This window comes from Kitasatospora sp. NPDC023176, assembly GCF_055560495.1.
Map to the genome: position 1 here is coordinate 113,451 of NZ_JBVHIP010000003.1, position 12,922 is coordinate 126,372.

The 12,922-nt window shown below is 73.5% G+C and carries 15 protein-coding genes; 8 read left to right on the top strand and 7 right to left on the bottom strand.

What is annotated here, in order from left to right:
- On the top strand, positions 1 to 687 hold a 687-nt coding region (locus ACZ3YL_RS06405), incomplete at its 5' end, for a peptidoglycan-binding domain-containing protein (RefSeq protein ID WP_465655860.1).
- 402 nt (positions 688 to 1,089) lie between these two features.
- Positions 1,090 to 1,533, top strand: coding sequence for a hypothetical protein (locus tag ACZ3YL_RS06410; RefSeq protein WP_465655863.1), 444 nt, complete (start codon positions 1,090 to 1,092; stop codon positions 1,531 to 1,533).
- A 43-nt stretch (positions 1,534 to 1,576) separates the two neighbouring features.
- Here ACZ3YL_RS06410 and ACZ3YL_RS06415 read toward each other — a convergent pair whose 3' ends face one another.
- From ACZ3YL_RS06415 to ACZ3YL_RS06425, 3 genes are all read right to left on the bottom strand, one after another.
- A complete protein-coding gene (locus ACZ3YL_RS06415) occupies positions 1,577 to 1,975 on the bottom strand; it encodes an Imm50 family immunity protein (protein WP_465655865.1) in 399 nt (132 codons plus the stop codon).
- The gene (locus tag ACZ3YL_RS06420) at positions 1,965 to 2,486 is read right to left on the bottom strand and encodes an Imm50 family immunity protein (RefSeq protein WP_465655867.1); all 522 of its coding nucleotides are present in this window, start codon (positions 2,484 to 2,486) and stop codon (positions 1,965 to 1,967) included. Before ACZ3YL_RS06420 ends, ACZ3YL_RS06415 begins: the two co-directional genes overlap by 11 nt.
- Positions 2,487 to 2,760: 274 nt before the next feature.
- Positions 2,761 to 3,924, bottom strand: a complete 1,164-nt coding sequence (locus tag ACZ3YL_RS06425) for a permease (RefSeq protein ID WP_188304633.1) — start codon at positions 3,922 to 3,924, stop codon at positions 2,761 to 2,763.
- Positions 3,925 to 4,212: 288 nt separating this feature from the next.
- On the opposite strand from ACZ3YL_RS06425, the gene ACZ3YL_RS06430 reads away from it, so the two are divergent.
- From ACZ3YL_RS06430 to ACZ3YL_RS06440, 3 genes are all read left to right on the top strand, one after another.
- Complete coding sequence (locus ACZ3YL_RS06430; protein ID WP_188304634.1) at positions 4,213 to 4,794, top strand: class I SAM-dependent methyltransferase; 582 nt, start codon at positions 4,213 to 4,215, stop codon at positions 4,792 to 4,794.
- Positions 4,795 to 5,094: 300 nt separating this feature from the next.
- Complete coding sequence (locus ACZ3YL_RS06435) at positions 5,095 to 5,412, top strand: heavy-metal-associated domain-containing protein (RefSeq protein ID WP_465655870.1); 318 nt, start codon at positions 5,095 to 5,097, stop codon at positions 5,410 to 5,412.
- A gap of 132 nt (positions 5,413 to 5,544) precedes the next feature.
- A complete protein-coding gene (locus tag ACZ3YL_RS06440; protein ID WP_188304636.1) occupies positions 5,545 to 5,826 on the top strand; it encodes a metal-sensitive transcriptional regulator in 282 nt (93 codons plus the stop codon).
- Positions 5,827 to 5,989: 163 nt separating this feature from the next.
- On the opposite strand, the gene ACZ3YL_RS06445 is transcribed toward ACZ3YL_RS06440, so the two are convergent.
- The gene (locus ACZ3YL_RS06445) at positions 5,990 to 6,619 is read right to left on the bottom strand and encodes a TetR/AcrR family transcriptional regulator (RefSeq protein WP_465655872.1); all 630 of its coding nucleotides are present in this window, start codon (positions 6,617 to 6,619) and stop codon (positions 5,990 to 5,992) included.
- A 110-nt stretch (positions 6,620 to 6,729) separates the two neighbouring features.
- On the opposite strand from ACZ3YL_RS06445, the gene ACZ3YL_RS06450 reads away from it, so the two are divergent.
- The gene (locus ACZ3YL_RS06450) at positions 6,730 to 8,295 is read left to right on the top strand and encodes an FAD-dependent monooxygenase (protein WP_465655874.1); all 1,566 of its coding nucleotides are present in this window, start codon (positions 6,730 to 6,732) and stop codon (positions 8,293 to 8,295) included.
- A gap of 41 nt (positions 8,296 to 8,336) precedes the next feature.
- Here ACZ3YL_RS06450 and ACZ3YL_RS06455 read toward each other — a convergent pair whose 3' ends face one another.
- Positions 8,337 to 8,726: a DUF4345 domain-containing protein gene (locus tag ACZ3YL_RS06455; protein WP_465655876.1), complete on the bottom strand. Its 390-nt coding sequence runs from the start codon at positions 8,724 to 8,726 to the stop codon at positions 8,337 to 8,339.
- Between the two features lie 121 nt (positions 8,727 to 8,847).
- Between ACZ3YL_RS06455 and ACZ3YL_RS06460 the strand changes: the two genes are divergently transcribed.
- A complete protein-coding gene (locus ACZ3YL_RS06460) occupies positions 8,848 to 9,486 on the top strand; it encodes a TetR/AcrR family transcriptional regulator (RefSeq protein ID WP_465655878.1) in 639 nt (212 codons plus the stop codon).
- Positions 9,487 to 9,618: 132 nt separating this feature from the next.
- Entirely contained in the window at positions 9,619 to 10,878 is a 1,260-nt protein-coding gene (locus ACZ3YL_RS06465) for a cytochrome P450 (protein ID WP_465655880.1), read from the top strand.
- 55 nt (positions 10,879 to 10,933) lie between these two features.
- Here ACZ3YL_RS06465 and ACZ3YL_RS06470 read toward each other — a convergent pair whose 3' ends face one another.
- The gene (locus ACZ3YL_RS06470) at positions 10,934 to 11,767 is read right to left on the bottom strand and encodes a phosphotransferase (protein ID WP_465655882.1); all 834 of its coding nucleotides are present in this window, start codon (positions 11,765 to 11,767) and stop codon (positions 10,934 to 10,936) included.
- 2 nt (positions 11,768 to 11,769) lie between these two features.
- Positions 11,770 to 12,918: a Dyp-type peroxidase gene (locus ACZ3YL_RS06475; RefSeq protein ID WP_188304641.1), complete on the bottom strand. Its 1,149-nt coding sequence runs from the start codon at positions 12,916 to 12,918 to the stop codon at positions 11,770 to 11,772.
- Between the last annotated feature and the right edge of the window lie 4 nt (positions 12,919 to 12,922).

Consider the following 12,922-nt stretch of genomic DNA (forward strand, 5'->3'; position numbering starts at 1 on the left):
CAGCAGCAGGCGGTCAACGACCTGGGCTACAGCCCGGCGCTGGCCGTCGACGGCGCCTGGGGCCCGCTGACCGACGCCGGCGTGCGCTGGCTCCAGAACAAGGTCGGCGCCACGGCCGACGGCCTGTGGGGGCCCGGTACCGAGTCGGCGTTCAGGGCCTTCGGGGGCGGCGGCTCGTCCTCCGGCGGCGGCATGTCGTCCGTGCGGTCGGTGGCGCGCCAGCAGCAGGCGGTCAACGACCTGGGCTACAGCCCGGCGCTGGCCGTCGACGGCGCCTGGGGCCCGCTGACCGACGCCGGCGTGCGCTGGCTCCAGGGCAAGGTCGGCACCGCGGCCGACGGCCAGTGGGGCCCCGCCACCGAGTCGGCGTACTTCGCGTACATCGACGACGGCGCCGGCCTCACCGTCGACGGCCAGTTCGGCACCCTGACCATCATGGCCGTCCAGCGGGTGTGCGGCTCCACCCCGGACGGCCAGTGGGGGCCGGACTCCAAGCGGTCGCTGCAGCACCACCTCAATGTGTGGGGCAACGCCGGGCTCGTCGAGGACGGCGACCCCGGCCCCGCCACCTACAAGGCGCTGCAGACCTTCCTCAACGCCTCCGGCGCCGGCCTCACCGTCGACGGCCAGTGGGGCCCGGCCACCATCTCGGCCCTGCAGAACGCGCTGAACCAGGGCAGGTTCTGACCCTTCCGCCCGCCCGATCCGGACCGGCGGCCGAGGCCACCGGCCCGGATCGGGCGGGTCGCGGGGCCTCGCGGGGCCGGGCTTGTCGTTCAGCCGGAGTGATCGTCAAAACCTGTGGGCCGAGCCGCTCGGACCGTCACCGGGATGACCGCGTTTCGCTGCTTCGATCCAGGTGACGATGGCTTCGGCGTCGACCGGCCGGGTGGTGTCGACACGCAGGGTCGTCTTCCCCGCGCCGGGCAGCCCGTTGACCAGGACAGCGAGTGGTCCCCTCATGCCGCCACCGCCTTGGCCGGCGGGCCGGTCGGGGCACTCGGCCGCTCTCTCGCCGTTCTGGAGCTTGTCTCGGGAGTGAGCTCTGCTGGGCCCTCGACTCGGGGGCGCCTGGGGAGAATGTGGACCATGGAGGGGAAGTGCAGGCTGCAGCGCCAGACGAGCAAGTGGGCACGCTTCGCCCAGGTCACCGTGCAGGTCACCATGCAGGGCGCCGTCCAGGGCGCCGTGCAGAGCGCCGTGGCCGACGAGCCGGACGTCAGGACGGGCGCCGACGTGTTCGGGTGGCTCGCCCGGTCCTACAGCGCCGAGGTATGCGCCGGCATCGCCGGTGATCAACGGATCCGGGAAGAGGCACAGGAAGGCGCTCGGTATGCGCTCATGCGTCTTCCTGCATCGGCCCGCGGCGTGCTCGTTTCCGTCATCGAGATCGTGGAGATCGTGACGGCCCCAGCAGACACGGGACCGGGCGACGTGAAGTTCGCTGCGGCACAGGCGGTCTGGCAAGCCGTCGGGTGGGCACCGGATCAGCCTCCCTGGATCGGTGATGACGGGAATCCCGTCTTCCCGTAGCGACGTGGGGGCCGCGATTGCGGCGGTGCTCCCCCCAAGGACGTCACTGGGCGCGGCCGGCCGGCCAACCCGTCGGGGCCTCGGCACGGATCTCGGCGGCCTGGAAGGTCACGTGCTTGCCCCGGCCGCCGAGTACGACCGTCCTCCCGGTGAGGCGGGCAGTCGTCGTAGGCCAGCCGGACCACGCATCCACCTCGAAGCCCGTCACGCCGAGGCACACCAGCACGAACCCGACCGCGTTGTGGCCCCGCTCTCGCCACAGGTCCGCAGCCCCGGCCGGGGCGCCGAAGGCGAAGAACCTCAGGGTGACCGAGGCCTCGCGTTCGTCGATCAGAACAGAGGTCAGTTCGTAGTCACTGAGTGGTGGTGGCGGACGGCCAAGAACCCCCCGGACCGTCTCGGGGCCGGTCAACTCGGCGGACCAGTCCTGGTCACCGTTCATAGAAGGCCTTCGCCGTCGTGGGAGGCAGTACCCGCTCCGGGTTCAGATGCTGGTCGAGCCGGCTCTCGAACCACCGCCGGGCCGTGGAGGGATCGGCGCCGCCGGAGCAGTACGCGTTGAGGTGGCCGACCTTGAGCGCCGCGTGCGCGGTGAAGTCCAGCGAGAGCCCCGGCCCGCTCACCGCGACCGCGATCCGGCGCTCCCGCCCCTCGGCGTAGCAGTCCAGCACGATGTCGACCACGCTGCCGCTGGGCACACCCCGCATCCGAAGGTCCTCACCCACACCCATGAACTCGATCTGCGCCTCGAACCGGTCACACCCGGCCTCCACCCACGCCGGAGGAGCATCGTCCGGGAAGCGCGGCAGCTCGACCCGCAACGTCACGCCGGCGCCGTACGGACTCAACTGCACCGACCTGAGCACCAGGCCTTCTAGGGGCGGCAGTTCGGAGTAGAGCGCGGTCAACCGCTCGGAGCCGACCAGGAGCTCCGACCACGCACCGGCCGTCATGGGGCACATCCCTTCCCTCGACGAGCGCTCTGAGCTGCGATGATATCCAGTGCGGCAATGTCAGGGAGCGCTGGTTCCGCAGCAGCCGAACGCACACTGCCGCCGGGTTCGCTGAGCGAGCGGCGCGCTCGAACGGCCGGCCACGGGCGAGGACGGGGACGGGGACGTCCGCGAAGCCGCACGCTCAGCGCTGGAGGCACCGGTCGGACCCCGGTGAGACAACGGTTGCGCGAGAAGTCGGCCGGGCCGACTTCTCGTGCCGAGGCCGAGCCCCTCAGTGGTGCCCGTGGCCCTCGTGTTCGCCGGCGTCGGGGCTGCCGCCCATCATGCGGAGCATCGGGGCGCCGCCGGTGCGGAGGAAGCGGAGGAGCAGCGCCGCGGCCACCAGCAGGAAGGCGATGTTGAGCCACGTCGTGTAGTTCCACTCGATGCCCGACATCGGGATCTCGGCGTCACGCTGGTCCGGCACCAGGCCGAGGACCCCGAACAGGAACTCGACCACGTACCCGGCGACGACCATCGCCGGGTAGAACGTGCCGAGCAGGAAGAGGGCCATCCGCGCCCCGTAGTACTTCCGGTAGATGTTGAGGATCGGCAGGATCAGCAGGTCGGCGAAGATGAACGCGACCACCCCGCCGAAGCTGATGCCGCCCTTCCACAGCACCACCGCCAGCGGCACGTTGCCGATCGAGCAGACGAAGGACGCGATCGCCACCAGCGGTCCGACCAGCGGCCCCCACAGCTTCCCCGCCAGCGGATGGTCGGCGAAGAAGAAGGCCTGCCAGAACGAGTCCGGGACCCAGGCGGCGATCGCGCCCGCGATGAGCAGGCCGATCACCAGGTCCTTGAGGATCGCCGCCCACTCCATCACGAACACGTGCGAGACCGAGGTGAGGCCGCGAGGGGACAGCAGCCGCCGGGCGAAGGAACCCTCGCCGCCCACCGACATGTCCATCGCCGCGTGCCCCTCCATCGACCCCGCCCGCCCGTACGACGCCTGTTGGCGCGCCTCGGCGAGCAGCCGGTCGCGCAGGAACAGCCGGAACAGCGCCGCGAGCAGCAGGATCATCACCGGCCCGCCGACGAACTCCGCCGCGGTGAACTGCCAGCCCAGCAACAGCGCCAGGATCACCCCGAGTTCGACGACCAGGTTGGTGGAGGCGATCTCGAAGGCCATCGCCGCCGTGAAGTTCGCGCCCTTGCGGAACAGCGACCGGGCGAGCGCGACGGCCGCGTACGAGCAGGAGGACGATGCCGCGCCCAGCGCCGAGGCGACGGAGAGGGTGCGCGGCCGGTCGTCGCCGAGCAGCCGTACCACCGTCGCCTTGTGGACCACCGCCTGGACGACCGCGGAGAGCAGGAAGCCGAGGATCAGCGCCCAGGTGATCTGCCAGGTCATCGATCCGGCGATGGACAGCGCGTGCAGGATCGCGTGCACGGCACTCCGCCTTCCCGAGTCTCACGTCCGCGCGACCATATACCTGGACGGGGTATGACGGAACCGTGCCGCGCCGTCGCCGGCGGCGCAAGTGGTGGCAAGCCGGCCGAGTGCGGCGTCCAGCGCGCCCCGGCGGCATCGCCCCCATCGGCATCGCCACCGTCGGCAGGTACCGGCCGCGGCACGAAGCTGCCGCCCCCACCGCCTCCTCCCCGTCGCACACCGGGCACAGAATCAACCGACCGCCCCCATACCCGACTCGGGCACGTCCCGATCCCAGGAGGAGTCATGCTGCTGCGCACCGGACGCCCGGCCGGACCGCTACGGACCGCCCCGCTCCCCACCGTCGAGACCCGCTCGCCCGGCGCCGACGTCCTCGACTACCTGCGCGCCGCCCGCACCACCGGCGGCCCCGTGCTGGACCTCGGCGCCGGCACCGGGCGATTCGCCGTCCCGCTCGCCCGCCAGGGCTTCGACGTCGACGCCGTCGACCGCGATCCGGCCCGGCTCGCCCGGCTCGGCACCTGGGCCAGCACCCTGCCCGACTCCCACCCCGGCAGGGTCACCACCATCCGCGCCGACCTCGCCGACCTCACCCTCCACCGCCGCTACGGCCTCGTCATGATGGCGGGCGGTCTCATCCTCGAACTCCCCGAAGCCGTAAGGCCGGTGCTGCTGCGCAAGATCGCCGCCCACCTGACCAGGAGCGGCGTCCTCGCCCTGGACTGGATCGCCCCCGACCAGCCCGGCGCCATCGCCACCCTGCCGGGCGACCTGCGCGCCTGCGGACTTCGCAGCCTGCGCCGCGACCGCCGACCGCTCGGCGGCGGCCGCTCCAGCGTCTTCCTGGTCTGCGGCCGCCGCGACTGACCGCCGGACGCCGCCGCTCCCGCTTCGAACGACCTTCAGCAGTAGCGGAGTTGCGCCGCCGACGGTCCTGACGAGACGTCAGATGGCCTGATGGCCGGGGCCGGGGAGGAGGCCGGGCCGCAGGGTGGCATCGACGCGGCCGCCGGGGAGGTGCTCGCCCGGGGCAGGCGGCCCCAGCCCCGGATTCCGGCTCCGCGACACCCTTCCACTTACCCTAGGGGGGTATGGTATGTTCTCCGGCGAAGCAGCCGCCCGGGCCACCCCGGGAGGCGTCGCACGCACTGACGACAGGAGCACACCATGAGCGAGACCACCGTCACCGTCGAGCCGGCCGCCACCGAGGGTTCCTGCTGCGGATCGTGCGGCACCGGTGCCGCCGAGGCCCCCGCCACCGCCGTCGCCGAGCGCACCGTGTTCCAGGTGAAGGGCATGACCTGCGGCCACTGCGTCAGCGCGGTGACCGCCGAGCTGAAGAAGCTCACCGACGTCACCGAGGTCGCGGTGGACCTCGCCACCGGGCAGGTCACCGTCGACAGCTCCGGGCCGCTGGCCGACACCGACGTCGCCGCCGCCATCGACGAGGCCGGCTACGACCTGGTCGGCCGCCTCGGCGCCTGACCCGCCGTCGGCCCGGACGCCAACTGCCGTACGACTCCGTGCGACGACTCCCGTCCGTCCGGGCCGACTCCCCTCCCACCGCACCCCGGTAAAGTGAGGACACTCCTCACCGCACGGGAACCGGAGACGGCCATGGCCAGCTACAGCCCCCACAAGGACGACTTCCTCAAGCGGCTGCGCCGCATCGAGGGCCAGATCCGCGGCCTGCAGCGCATGGTCGAGCAGGACACCTACTGCATAGACGTCCTCACCCAGGTCTCCGCCGCCAGCCGCGCCCTCCAGTCCTTCGCGCTGCAACTCCTGGACGAGCACATCGAATGCTGCGTCCGCGACGCGATCGCCGAGGGCGGCCAGGAGGCCAACGCCAGGATCCGCGAGGCCAATCAGGCCATCGCCCGGCTGGTCCGCTCCTGACCCGGACCCCGACGCAGGACACCCCGCACCGGCAGACAGGCCCGCACACCCCCGACGGCACCCGCCCGCCGGGGGTGCCGTGCGTTACGGGGCAGGGGTATGTCGGGGTGGGAGCATGTCGGAGGCAGGGGCGTGCAGCGCAGGGGCATGCGGGGCAGGGGTATTACCGGGCCGGGGTGTCCGCACCGCCCGCACCCGCCGCCGGCGCCCTGAGCAGCGGTAGGACGATCTCGTCCAGCACCTCGGCGACCACCTGGTCCGACGGCACATCACCCTCGATCAGGAAGGCGTCGCGCAGCAGGTCCAGCGGCAGCGACGCGACCCGCGGGGTGAGCCGCGCCGGGTCGATCTCGCCCCGCCCAACGGCCCGGCGCATGATCGCGGCCAGGGTGGCCACCGGGCCTTGCGCGGTGAGACCGCTGCGGAAGACGACACGCAGCTCGGGGACGCGCATCAGGTCGACCAGCAGGCCGTGGACGGCGTCGACCGGCAGGTCGTCGAAGCGGTGCAGCAGACTGCGCAGGAACAGCAGCAGGTCGGTGCGCAGGTCGCCGGTGTCGGGCGGCTCCAGGTAGTCCGGGGCGTTGCGGCCGAGGGCGGCCATCACCATTTCGACCCGGTTCGGCCAGCGGCGGTAGAGCACCGGCTTGCTGGTGCGGGCGCGGGCGGCGACGCCGTCCATGGTGAGCCGGTCGTAGCCGTGCTCGGCGAGTTCGGCCCAGACGGCGTCGAGGATCGCCGCTTCCAGCTCGTCCCCGCGCCGCCGTGGAATGCCCGCTCTTCCGCTTGTCACCGGTTCGGTACCCGATCCTCGTAGATACGTTGCGTTTCCTATCGGGGTCAGCTTACAGTCGAAGACAAGAAACGCGCCGTATCCTACGGCCGAGCGGAGGGGGACCCGCCATGCGCACCTCACCTACCACCGACATCCTCGTCGTCGGCGCCGGCCCGGTGGGCCTCGCGCTCGCCATCGGGCTGGCCCGCTCCGGCGTCGACTGCCGGATCATCGAGCGGGACGCCGGGTTCCGCACCGCCGGCGTCCGCGGCAAGGGCATCAACCCCCGCACGCTGGAGGTGTTCGACGACCTCGGCGTGGTCGATCAGATCCTCGACCGGGGGGCGCTCAACCTCAGGATCCGCTCCTACGAGGGCACCCGGCTGGTCCAGGAGGTCGACCCCGGGGCCACCCAGCCCCCGACCCCCGACCGCCCGTACGCCGGCATGCTGCTGATCGCCCAGCACCAGACCGAGGCCGTGCTGCGCGACCGGCTCGCCGAGCACGGCGTGAAGGTCGAGACCGGCACCGAACTGGTCGACTGCGCCCAGGACGCCGACGGCGTGCTCGCCACCCTCCGACAGGACGGCCGGACGACGCAGCTGCGCGCCCGCTACCTGATCGGCTGCGACGGCGGCCGCAGCACCGTCCGCAAGCTGGCCGGTATCCCCTTCCTCGGCGAGACCTGGGACGAGGAACGTTTCATCATGGCCTCGATGGACCTGGACGGCCTGGACCCGGACCACCTGCACATCTGGAACCACCCGAAGTTCGGCGGCGGCGCCATGACGCTCGTCCCGATGCGGCAGGACGGCACGTGGGCGGTGCACGCCGCCGTCGAACCGGACGAGCACGGCGAACTGCCCGCCCCCACCCTGGAGACCTTCCGCCGGCTCTTCGCCGAACGGGCCGGCCTGCCCGGGGTCCGGATGCACGAGCCGATCTGGTCCACCGTCTGGCGCCCCACCGTGCGACTGGTCGAGCGCTACCGCGACGGCCGGATCCTGCTCGCCGGGGACGCCGCCCACTGCCAGTCCGCGGCCGGCGGCCAGGGGCTGAACACCGGCGTCCAGGACGCCCACAACCTCGGCTGGAAGCTCGCCGCCGTACTGCGCGGCGCGCCCGAGGCGCTGCTCGACAGCTATCAGGACGAGCGCCTGCCGATCGCCCGGGCCAGCCTCGCCGCCACCTCCGCCCACCACAAGGCGGCGTTCAGCGGCGACGGCGCCAAGGTGCTCACCGACCAGTTCCGCACCCTGTCCGTCCAGGGCATCGACCTCACCGGACTCTCCGTCGACTACCGCGGCGGGCCGATCGGCCGCGACCTGGACACGGCCACCGGCATCCGGGCCGGCGACCGGGCCCCGGACGCCCCGTGCGCCACCGCGGACGGCACGCCCACCCGGCTCTTCGAGCTGTTCCGCGGCCCGCACTTCACCCTGCTGGCCTTCGGCGACCACCCGGCCCTGACCGACCCCGCCGAAGCGGCCGACCCCGCAGAACCGGCCGACCTCTCCGACCTCCCCGCCCTGCGGGTGGCCACCGTCCGCGACCCCGACGGCCACGCCGCCCGGGCGTACGGGGTGCACGGCGACGCCGTGGTGCTGGTCCGGCCGGACGGCTACGTCTCGCTCACCGGGGCCACCGCCGACCGGGCCACGCTCGCCGAACACCTGCGGGCGTTCGCCGTCTGACCCGGGGTTGACCCGCCCGGGGCTCACAACCCCGGCGGGCGTCAACCCCGCCCCGCCGCCCGCTCATCCGCGTCGGCGAGCCGGAAGAACACCACCGGAAGCCCGAGTTCGATCCCCATCAGCACCAGCTGGAACCAGTGCGGCCGCCCGTCCACCGCGAGGCCCAGCACCCGGCCGAGGCCGCCCAGCAGGAACACCGCCGCCAGCCACCGCACCACCCGCGCCGGCACCGGCGCCTGCCGGGCGGCCCAGATCCAGGCCGCGCCGTAGCCGGCGAAGACCGCGCCCATGAAGCGGCCGAAGCTGTCGACCGTCGGGCCCGGGTCCGCGATCCCGGGGAACCCGACGGCGCCGCCCAGCAGGTGTTCGAACCCGATCGCCACGCAGGCGACCCCCATCGTCCATGCGAGTACCCGCAGTGCCTTCGCCATGAGCCGACCACCATCCCATTCAGTGCCTGACGGATCGCCAGGCACTGGTTGACACGTGTCTACCAAGCCGGACTCCACGCTAGCCCCCGCTGGTAGACACGTGTCAAGTAGCCTGTCCGGCATGCCAATCCACGAATCCGGCATGCCGGTCCAGGAGCGCCGCTGGCGCCTCTCCCCCGACGAACGCCGCGCCCAGCTGCTCGCCGTCGGCGCCCGGGCCTTCGCCGCCCGGCCGTACGAGGAGGTGCTGATGGAGCAGGTCGCCGAACAGGCGGGGGTCTCCCGCGCCCTGCTCTACCGGCACTTCACGAGCAAGCACGAGCTGTTCGCGGCGGTCCACCGGAAGGCCTCGGACGACCTGCTGGCCCGGACCAGGTTCGACCCGGCCGACACCCTGGTCGAGCAGTTGGTCGAGGGCATGGACGCCCACCTGGACCACTTCGTCGCCAACCGGCACACCGTGCTGGCCGCCAACCGCGTGCTGGCCGGGGATCCGGTGATCCAGACCATCATCACCGAGGAACTGGACGCCCTGCGCGGCCGGCTGCTCACCGTGCTGCCGCTCGCGGACGAGGGCGCGCGACTCGCCGTCTCCCAAGTCCTGCGCAGCTGGCTGGTGTTCGTCCGGGTGCTGGTCGTGGACTGGCTGACCGAGCCCAGCTGCACCCGCACCGAACTGCGCGACGCCTGCATCGGCGCCGTGCTGGGCGCGCTGCGTCCGCTGCTGCCGGCCGACCCGGCACCCGAGTGGGGGCGTTGAGACACCGTACGGAGGGTTCGGGGGCGTACCATCGGGCCGAAACGGGAAAACCGTCCTAAGGATCCAATTCCCTCAGAAAATATGACAGTTGGATGCCCGTGCCCCGCAGCGCCGCCGACCCCGAAGGATTCCATGTCCTCCGCCGCAGCCGACACCGGCACCGAACCCGGCACCGAGACCTACACCGAGACCGACACCTGCACCGAACCCCGGCAGAGCCACCCGCTCCCCCCGCTCCACCGGCTCCCCGTCACCCCCGCCCAGCCGCCGCACCCGACCACCCTCCCGGACGGCACCCCCGCCTGGCTCGTCACCCGCTACCACGACGTCCGGCAGGTCCTCGGCGACCCCCGCCTCACCCGGAGCGGCCTGCACGAGGTCGGCACCGCGGGCAGCACCGCCGACGTGGCCGCCAACCCGGCCTCGCTGTTCAACCAGGACGGCGCCGCCCACCGCCGCCTGCGCGCCACCGTCCAGAAGGCGTTCACCCCGCGCGCCATCGCCGGCTGGCAGCCCTGGGTCGCGTCCGCCGTCCGGCAGACCGTGGACGCGCTGCTCGCCGCCGGTCCGCCCGCCGACCTGGTCACCGCCTTCACCCGGCCGGTGCCCTTCGCGGTCACCACCCGGCTGATGGGGCTCGACGGGGACGGCCCCGACCGGCTGGACGAGCGGCAGCTGCGGCACTGGACCCTCGCCCTGCTCGCCCAGGGCGGCGACCCGACGCCGGAGCAGGGCCGGGCGCTCGCCGAATTCGGCGCCTTCACCGAGGAGTTGATCGAACGCCGGCGTCGCGCGCCCGGGCCGGACCTGGTCAGCCGCCTGGTCCGGGCCGCCGACCAGGACGGCGGCATCCCCGCCGACGCCCTCGCCTTCCTCGTCCTCGGGCTCACCGCGAGCGGCAACGAGAGCGTCACCGGCGCTCTCGGCAACGCCCTGGTCTACCTCCTCGGCGAGCGCCCCGAGCACTGGCCCCGGCTGGCCGACCCGGGCATCACCGAGCACACCGCCGAACGCCTGCTGCACTTCATCCCGTTGGGGGACGACGAGGCCACCGTGCGCCGCGCCACCGCCCCGGTCGAGGTCGGCGGCGTGACCATCCCGACCGGGGCCGTCGTCGCCGCGAGCCTCGGCAGTGCCAACCGCGACCCCGCCGTCTTCCCCGCCGGGATCGCGGCCGACCTCGCCGCCCCGCTCGACGCCCCCACCCTCGCCTTCAGCGTCGGGCCGCACTTCTGCATCGGCGCCTGGCGGGTCCGGCTGGAGATGCGCGAATCCCTCCGCCGGCTGGCCACCGCCCTGCCCGGTCTGCGCCTCACCACCCCGGTGGAGCAGCTCGGCTGGCAGCTGGGCGGCACCACCCGCAGCCCGGCCGCGATCCCGGTCAGCTGGTGAGGCCGGTCGGTGAGGCCGGTCGGTGAGGCCTGGTCGGTGAAGTCAGTCGGTGAGGTCAGCCGTCCAGCAGGGCGCGCTCCCAGTGCGCCTCCCGCTCCTCGATGTACTCGGCGTCGCCGCGCCAGGTGTCGCCGTGGCCCTCCGCCCACAGCCGCGCCCAGGGCTGCTCGCCCCGGCCGGCCCGGTCCCGCAGGAAGTCGTGCATGGAGCGGGCGCGCCGCCCCAACAGCGGTACCAGGCGGCGCCGTTCGGCCTCGTCGAGCCCGTACGCGTCGCCGAAGACCCGCAGCCGCTCCCCGGCGTCGGCGGGCCGCCAGGCCGGGTCCGTCCGCAGCGGGACGAAGCCGTGCAGCGCGTAGGCGACGTCCCACAGCCGGGAGCCGGGGGCCGCGACGTCCCAGTCGATGAAGGTGAACCGCCCGTCCCGGCCGGCCACCAGGTTCCACGGTGCGAGGTCGTGGTGGGCGATGATCCCACCACCCTCCCCATCCCCGTCCCCGCCACCGTCCTCGCCATCGCCCGTGCCTTCCCCCTCGTCCGGGATCAGCACCTGCCAGCAGGCGTCCGGCGGGGGCGTGAAGTCCCTGACGGCGTCGTGGAACTCGCGGACCAGCCGGGCCACGTCCGCCAGCCGGTCGCGCGGCCGCACCAGGGCGAAGCGGTCGGGCCAGACCACCTCGCCCGGGACGAAGTCGAGCACCTCCCGCCCCTGGTCGTCCAGCCCCAGGGCCCGGGGCGCGCCCCGGAAGCCCACCGCGTGCAGGTGCCCGAGCAGCGCGTGCACGGCCGGGGTCCACGGCCCGGCCGGGCGCCGGACGGTGTCGCCGACCCGTACGACCCCGGCGCTGACGTTGCCGCCCGTCAGCGGCTGTTCCTCCGCAGGGCTCATCGTTACGCCCACAGTCCCTCGCCCAGCACCCCGCCCTCCCGGGCCCCCGGCAGCACGTACACCACCGCCGAAGCCGTGTGCACCAGGAACGGGTTGAGCGCGTCCTTGGCCGCCAGCCGGTTCTGCACCCGGGTGAACTGCTCCGGGTCCCGCACGAAGGCGCAGAACAGCAGGCCCCGGTCGTCGGGGGCGTCGTCGTAGCTGTAGCCGCGCCGCAGCATCCGGGCGCCGGAGTCCAGCCGGGGGCTGCTGAGGCGGACATGGGCACTGTTGGGGATGACGTACGAGCCGTCCGGGTTCTTGGCGTAGATGTCCGGGTCGTCGTGCTCGGCCGCGCCGGTGAGCGGGGTGCCGTCGGTGAGACGGCGGCCCATGGCCAGGTTGCGGCGGTCCTCGGGCAGGGCGGCGAAGCCGGCGGTGTCCATCCGGATGCGGCGGTAGACCAGGACGGTGCCGTGCCGGTACGGGCCCGGCGGGCCCCAGACCCACTGCTCGGCCTCCGTCGGGCTCGGGTTGGCGGTGCCGTCCTTGTAACCGAAGAGGTTGCGCGGCGTGCTGCCCGGGGGTGTGCGCGGCAGGAAGCCGGGCTGGGTCCACCGCACGCTCGCGCCGGCCGATCGCGCGACCGCGCCGAGGAGTTCGGCGACCACGGTCAGCGGCCAGCGGTCGGCGGCGCACAGCTGCACCAGCAGGTCGCCGCCGCCGCGCGCCGGGTCGAGCCGGTCCCCCGGGAAGGCCGGGAGGTCCGCCAGCGCGGGCGGGACGTTCAGCCCCAGCCGGGTGGCGAGCCCCGGCCCGACCCCGACCAGGGTGCTGAGCCGGGCCGGCTCCCCGCCCTGGAGGCGCGGGTCGGCCGAGGTGCCGCCCGCCGCCTCGGCGAGCACCCGGGTCAACTCCCCCAGCAGGGAGCGCAGTGCGGCCCTCCCGTCCGAGGTGGCGGCGGGCGCCAGGTCGAGGGCCAGCAGCAGGGTGGCCGGCTGCTGCGGGGCCGTCACCCCGGCCTGCCGCTCGCCGTGGAACGGCACCTCCGGGGCCACCGGGGGCTCCGGAGGCGGGGAGGCGGACCGCCCCTGCCCCAGCGCCACGACCCCCGCGCCGACTCCGGCGGCCAGCACCGCACCCCCGCCCGCGATCAGTGCCCTCCGGTCCACACCG

Bases quoted from the DNA above. Each gene is read 5' to 3' on its own strand.
- ACZ3YL_RS06410 (WP_465655863.1), top strand. From the start codon at position 1,090: ATGGAGGGGAAGTGCAGGCTGCAGCGCCAGACGAGCAAGTGGGCACGC.
- ACZ3YL_RS06415 (WP_465655865.1), bottom strand. From the start codon at position 1,975: ATGAACGGTGACCAGGACTGGTCCGCCGAGTTGACCGGCCCCGAGACG.
- ACZ3YL_RS06420 (WP_465655867.1), bottom strand. From the start codon at position 2,486: ATGACGGCCGGTGCGTGGTCGGAGCTCCTGGTCGGCTCCGAGCGGTTG.
- ACZ3YL_RS06430 (WP_188304634.1), top strand. From the start codon at position 4,213: ATGCTGCTGCGCACCGGACGCCCGGCCGGACCGCTACGGACCGCCCCG.
- ACZ3YL_RS06435 (WP_465655870.1), top strand. From the start codon at position 5,095: ATGAGCGAGACCACCGTCACCGTCGAGCCGGCCGCCACCGAGGGTTCC.
- ACZ3YL_RS06440 (WP_188304636.1), top strand. From the start codon at position 5,545: ATGGCCAGCTACAGCCCCCACAAGGACGACTTCCTCAAGCGGCTGCGC.
- ACZ3YL_RS06450 (WP_465655874.1), top strand. From the start codon at position 6,730: ATGCGCACCTCACCTACCACCGACATCCTCGTCGTCGGCGCCGGCCCG.
- ACZ3YL_RS06455 (WP_465655876.1), bottom strand. From the start codon at position 8,726: ATGGCGAAGGCACTGCGGGTACTCGCATGGACGATGGGGGTCGCCTGC.
- ACZ3YL_RS06460 (WP_465655878.1), top strand. From the start codon at position 8,848: ATGCCAATCCACGAATCCGGCATGCCGGTCCAGGAGCGCCGCTGGCGC.
- ACZ3YL_RS06465 (WP_465655880.1), top strand. From the start codon at position 9,619: ATGTCCTCCGCCGCAGCCGACACCGGCACCGAACCCGGCACCGAGACC.
- ACZ3YL_RS06470 (WP_465655882.1), bottom strand. From the start codon at position 11,767: ATGAGCCCTGCGGAGGAACAGCCGCTGACGGGCGGCAACGTCAGCGCC.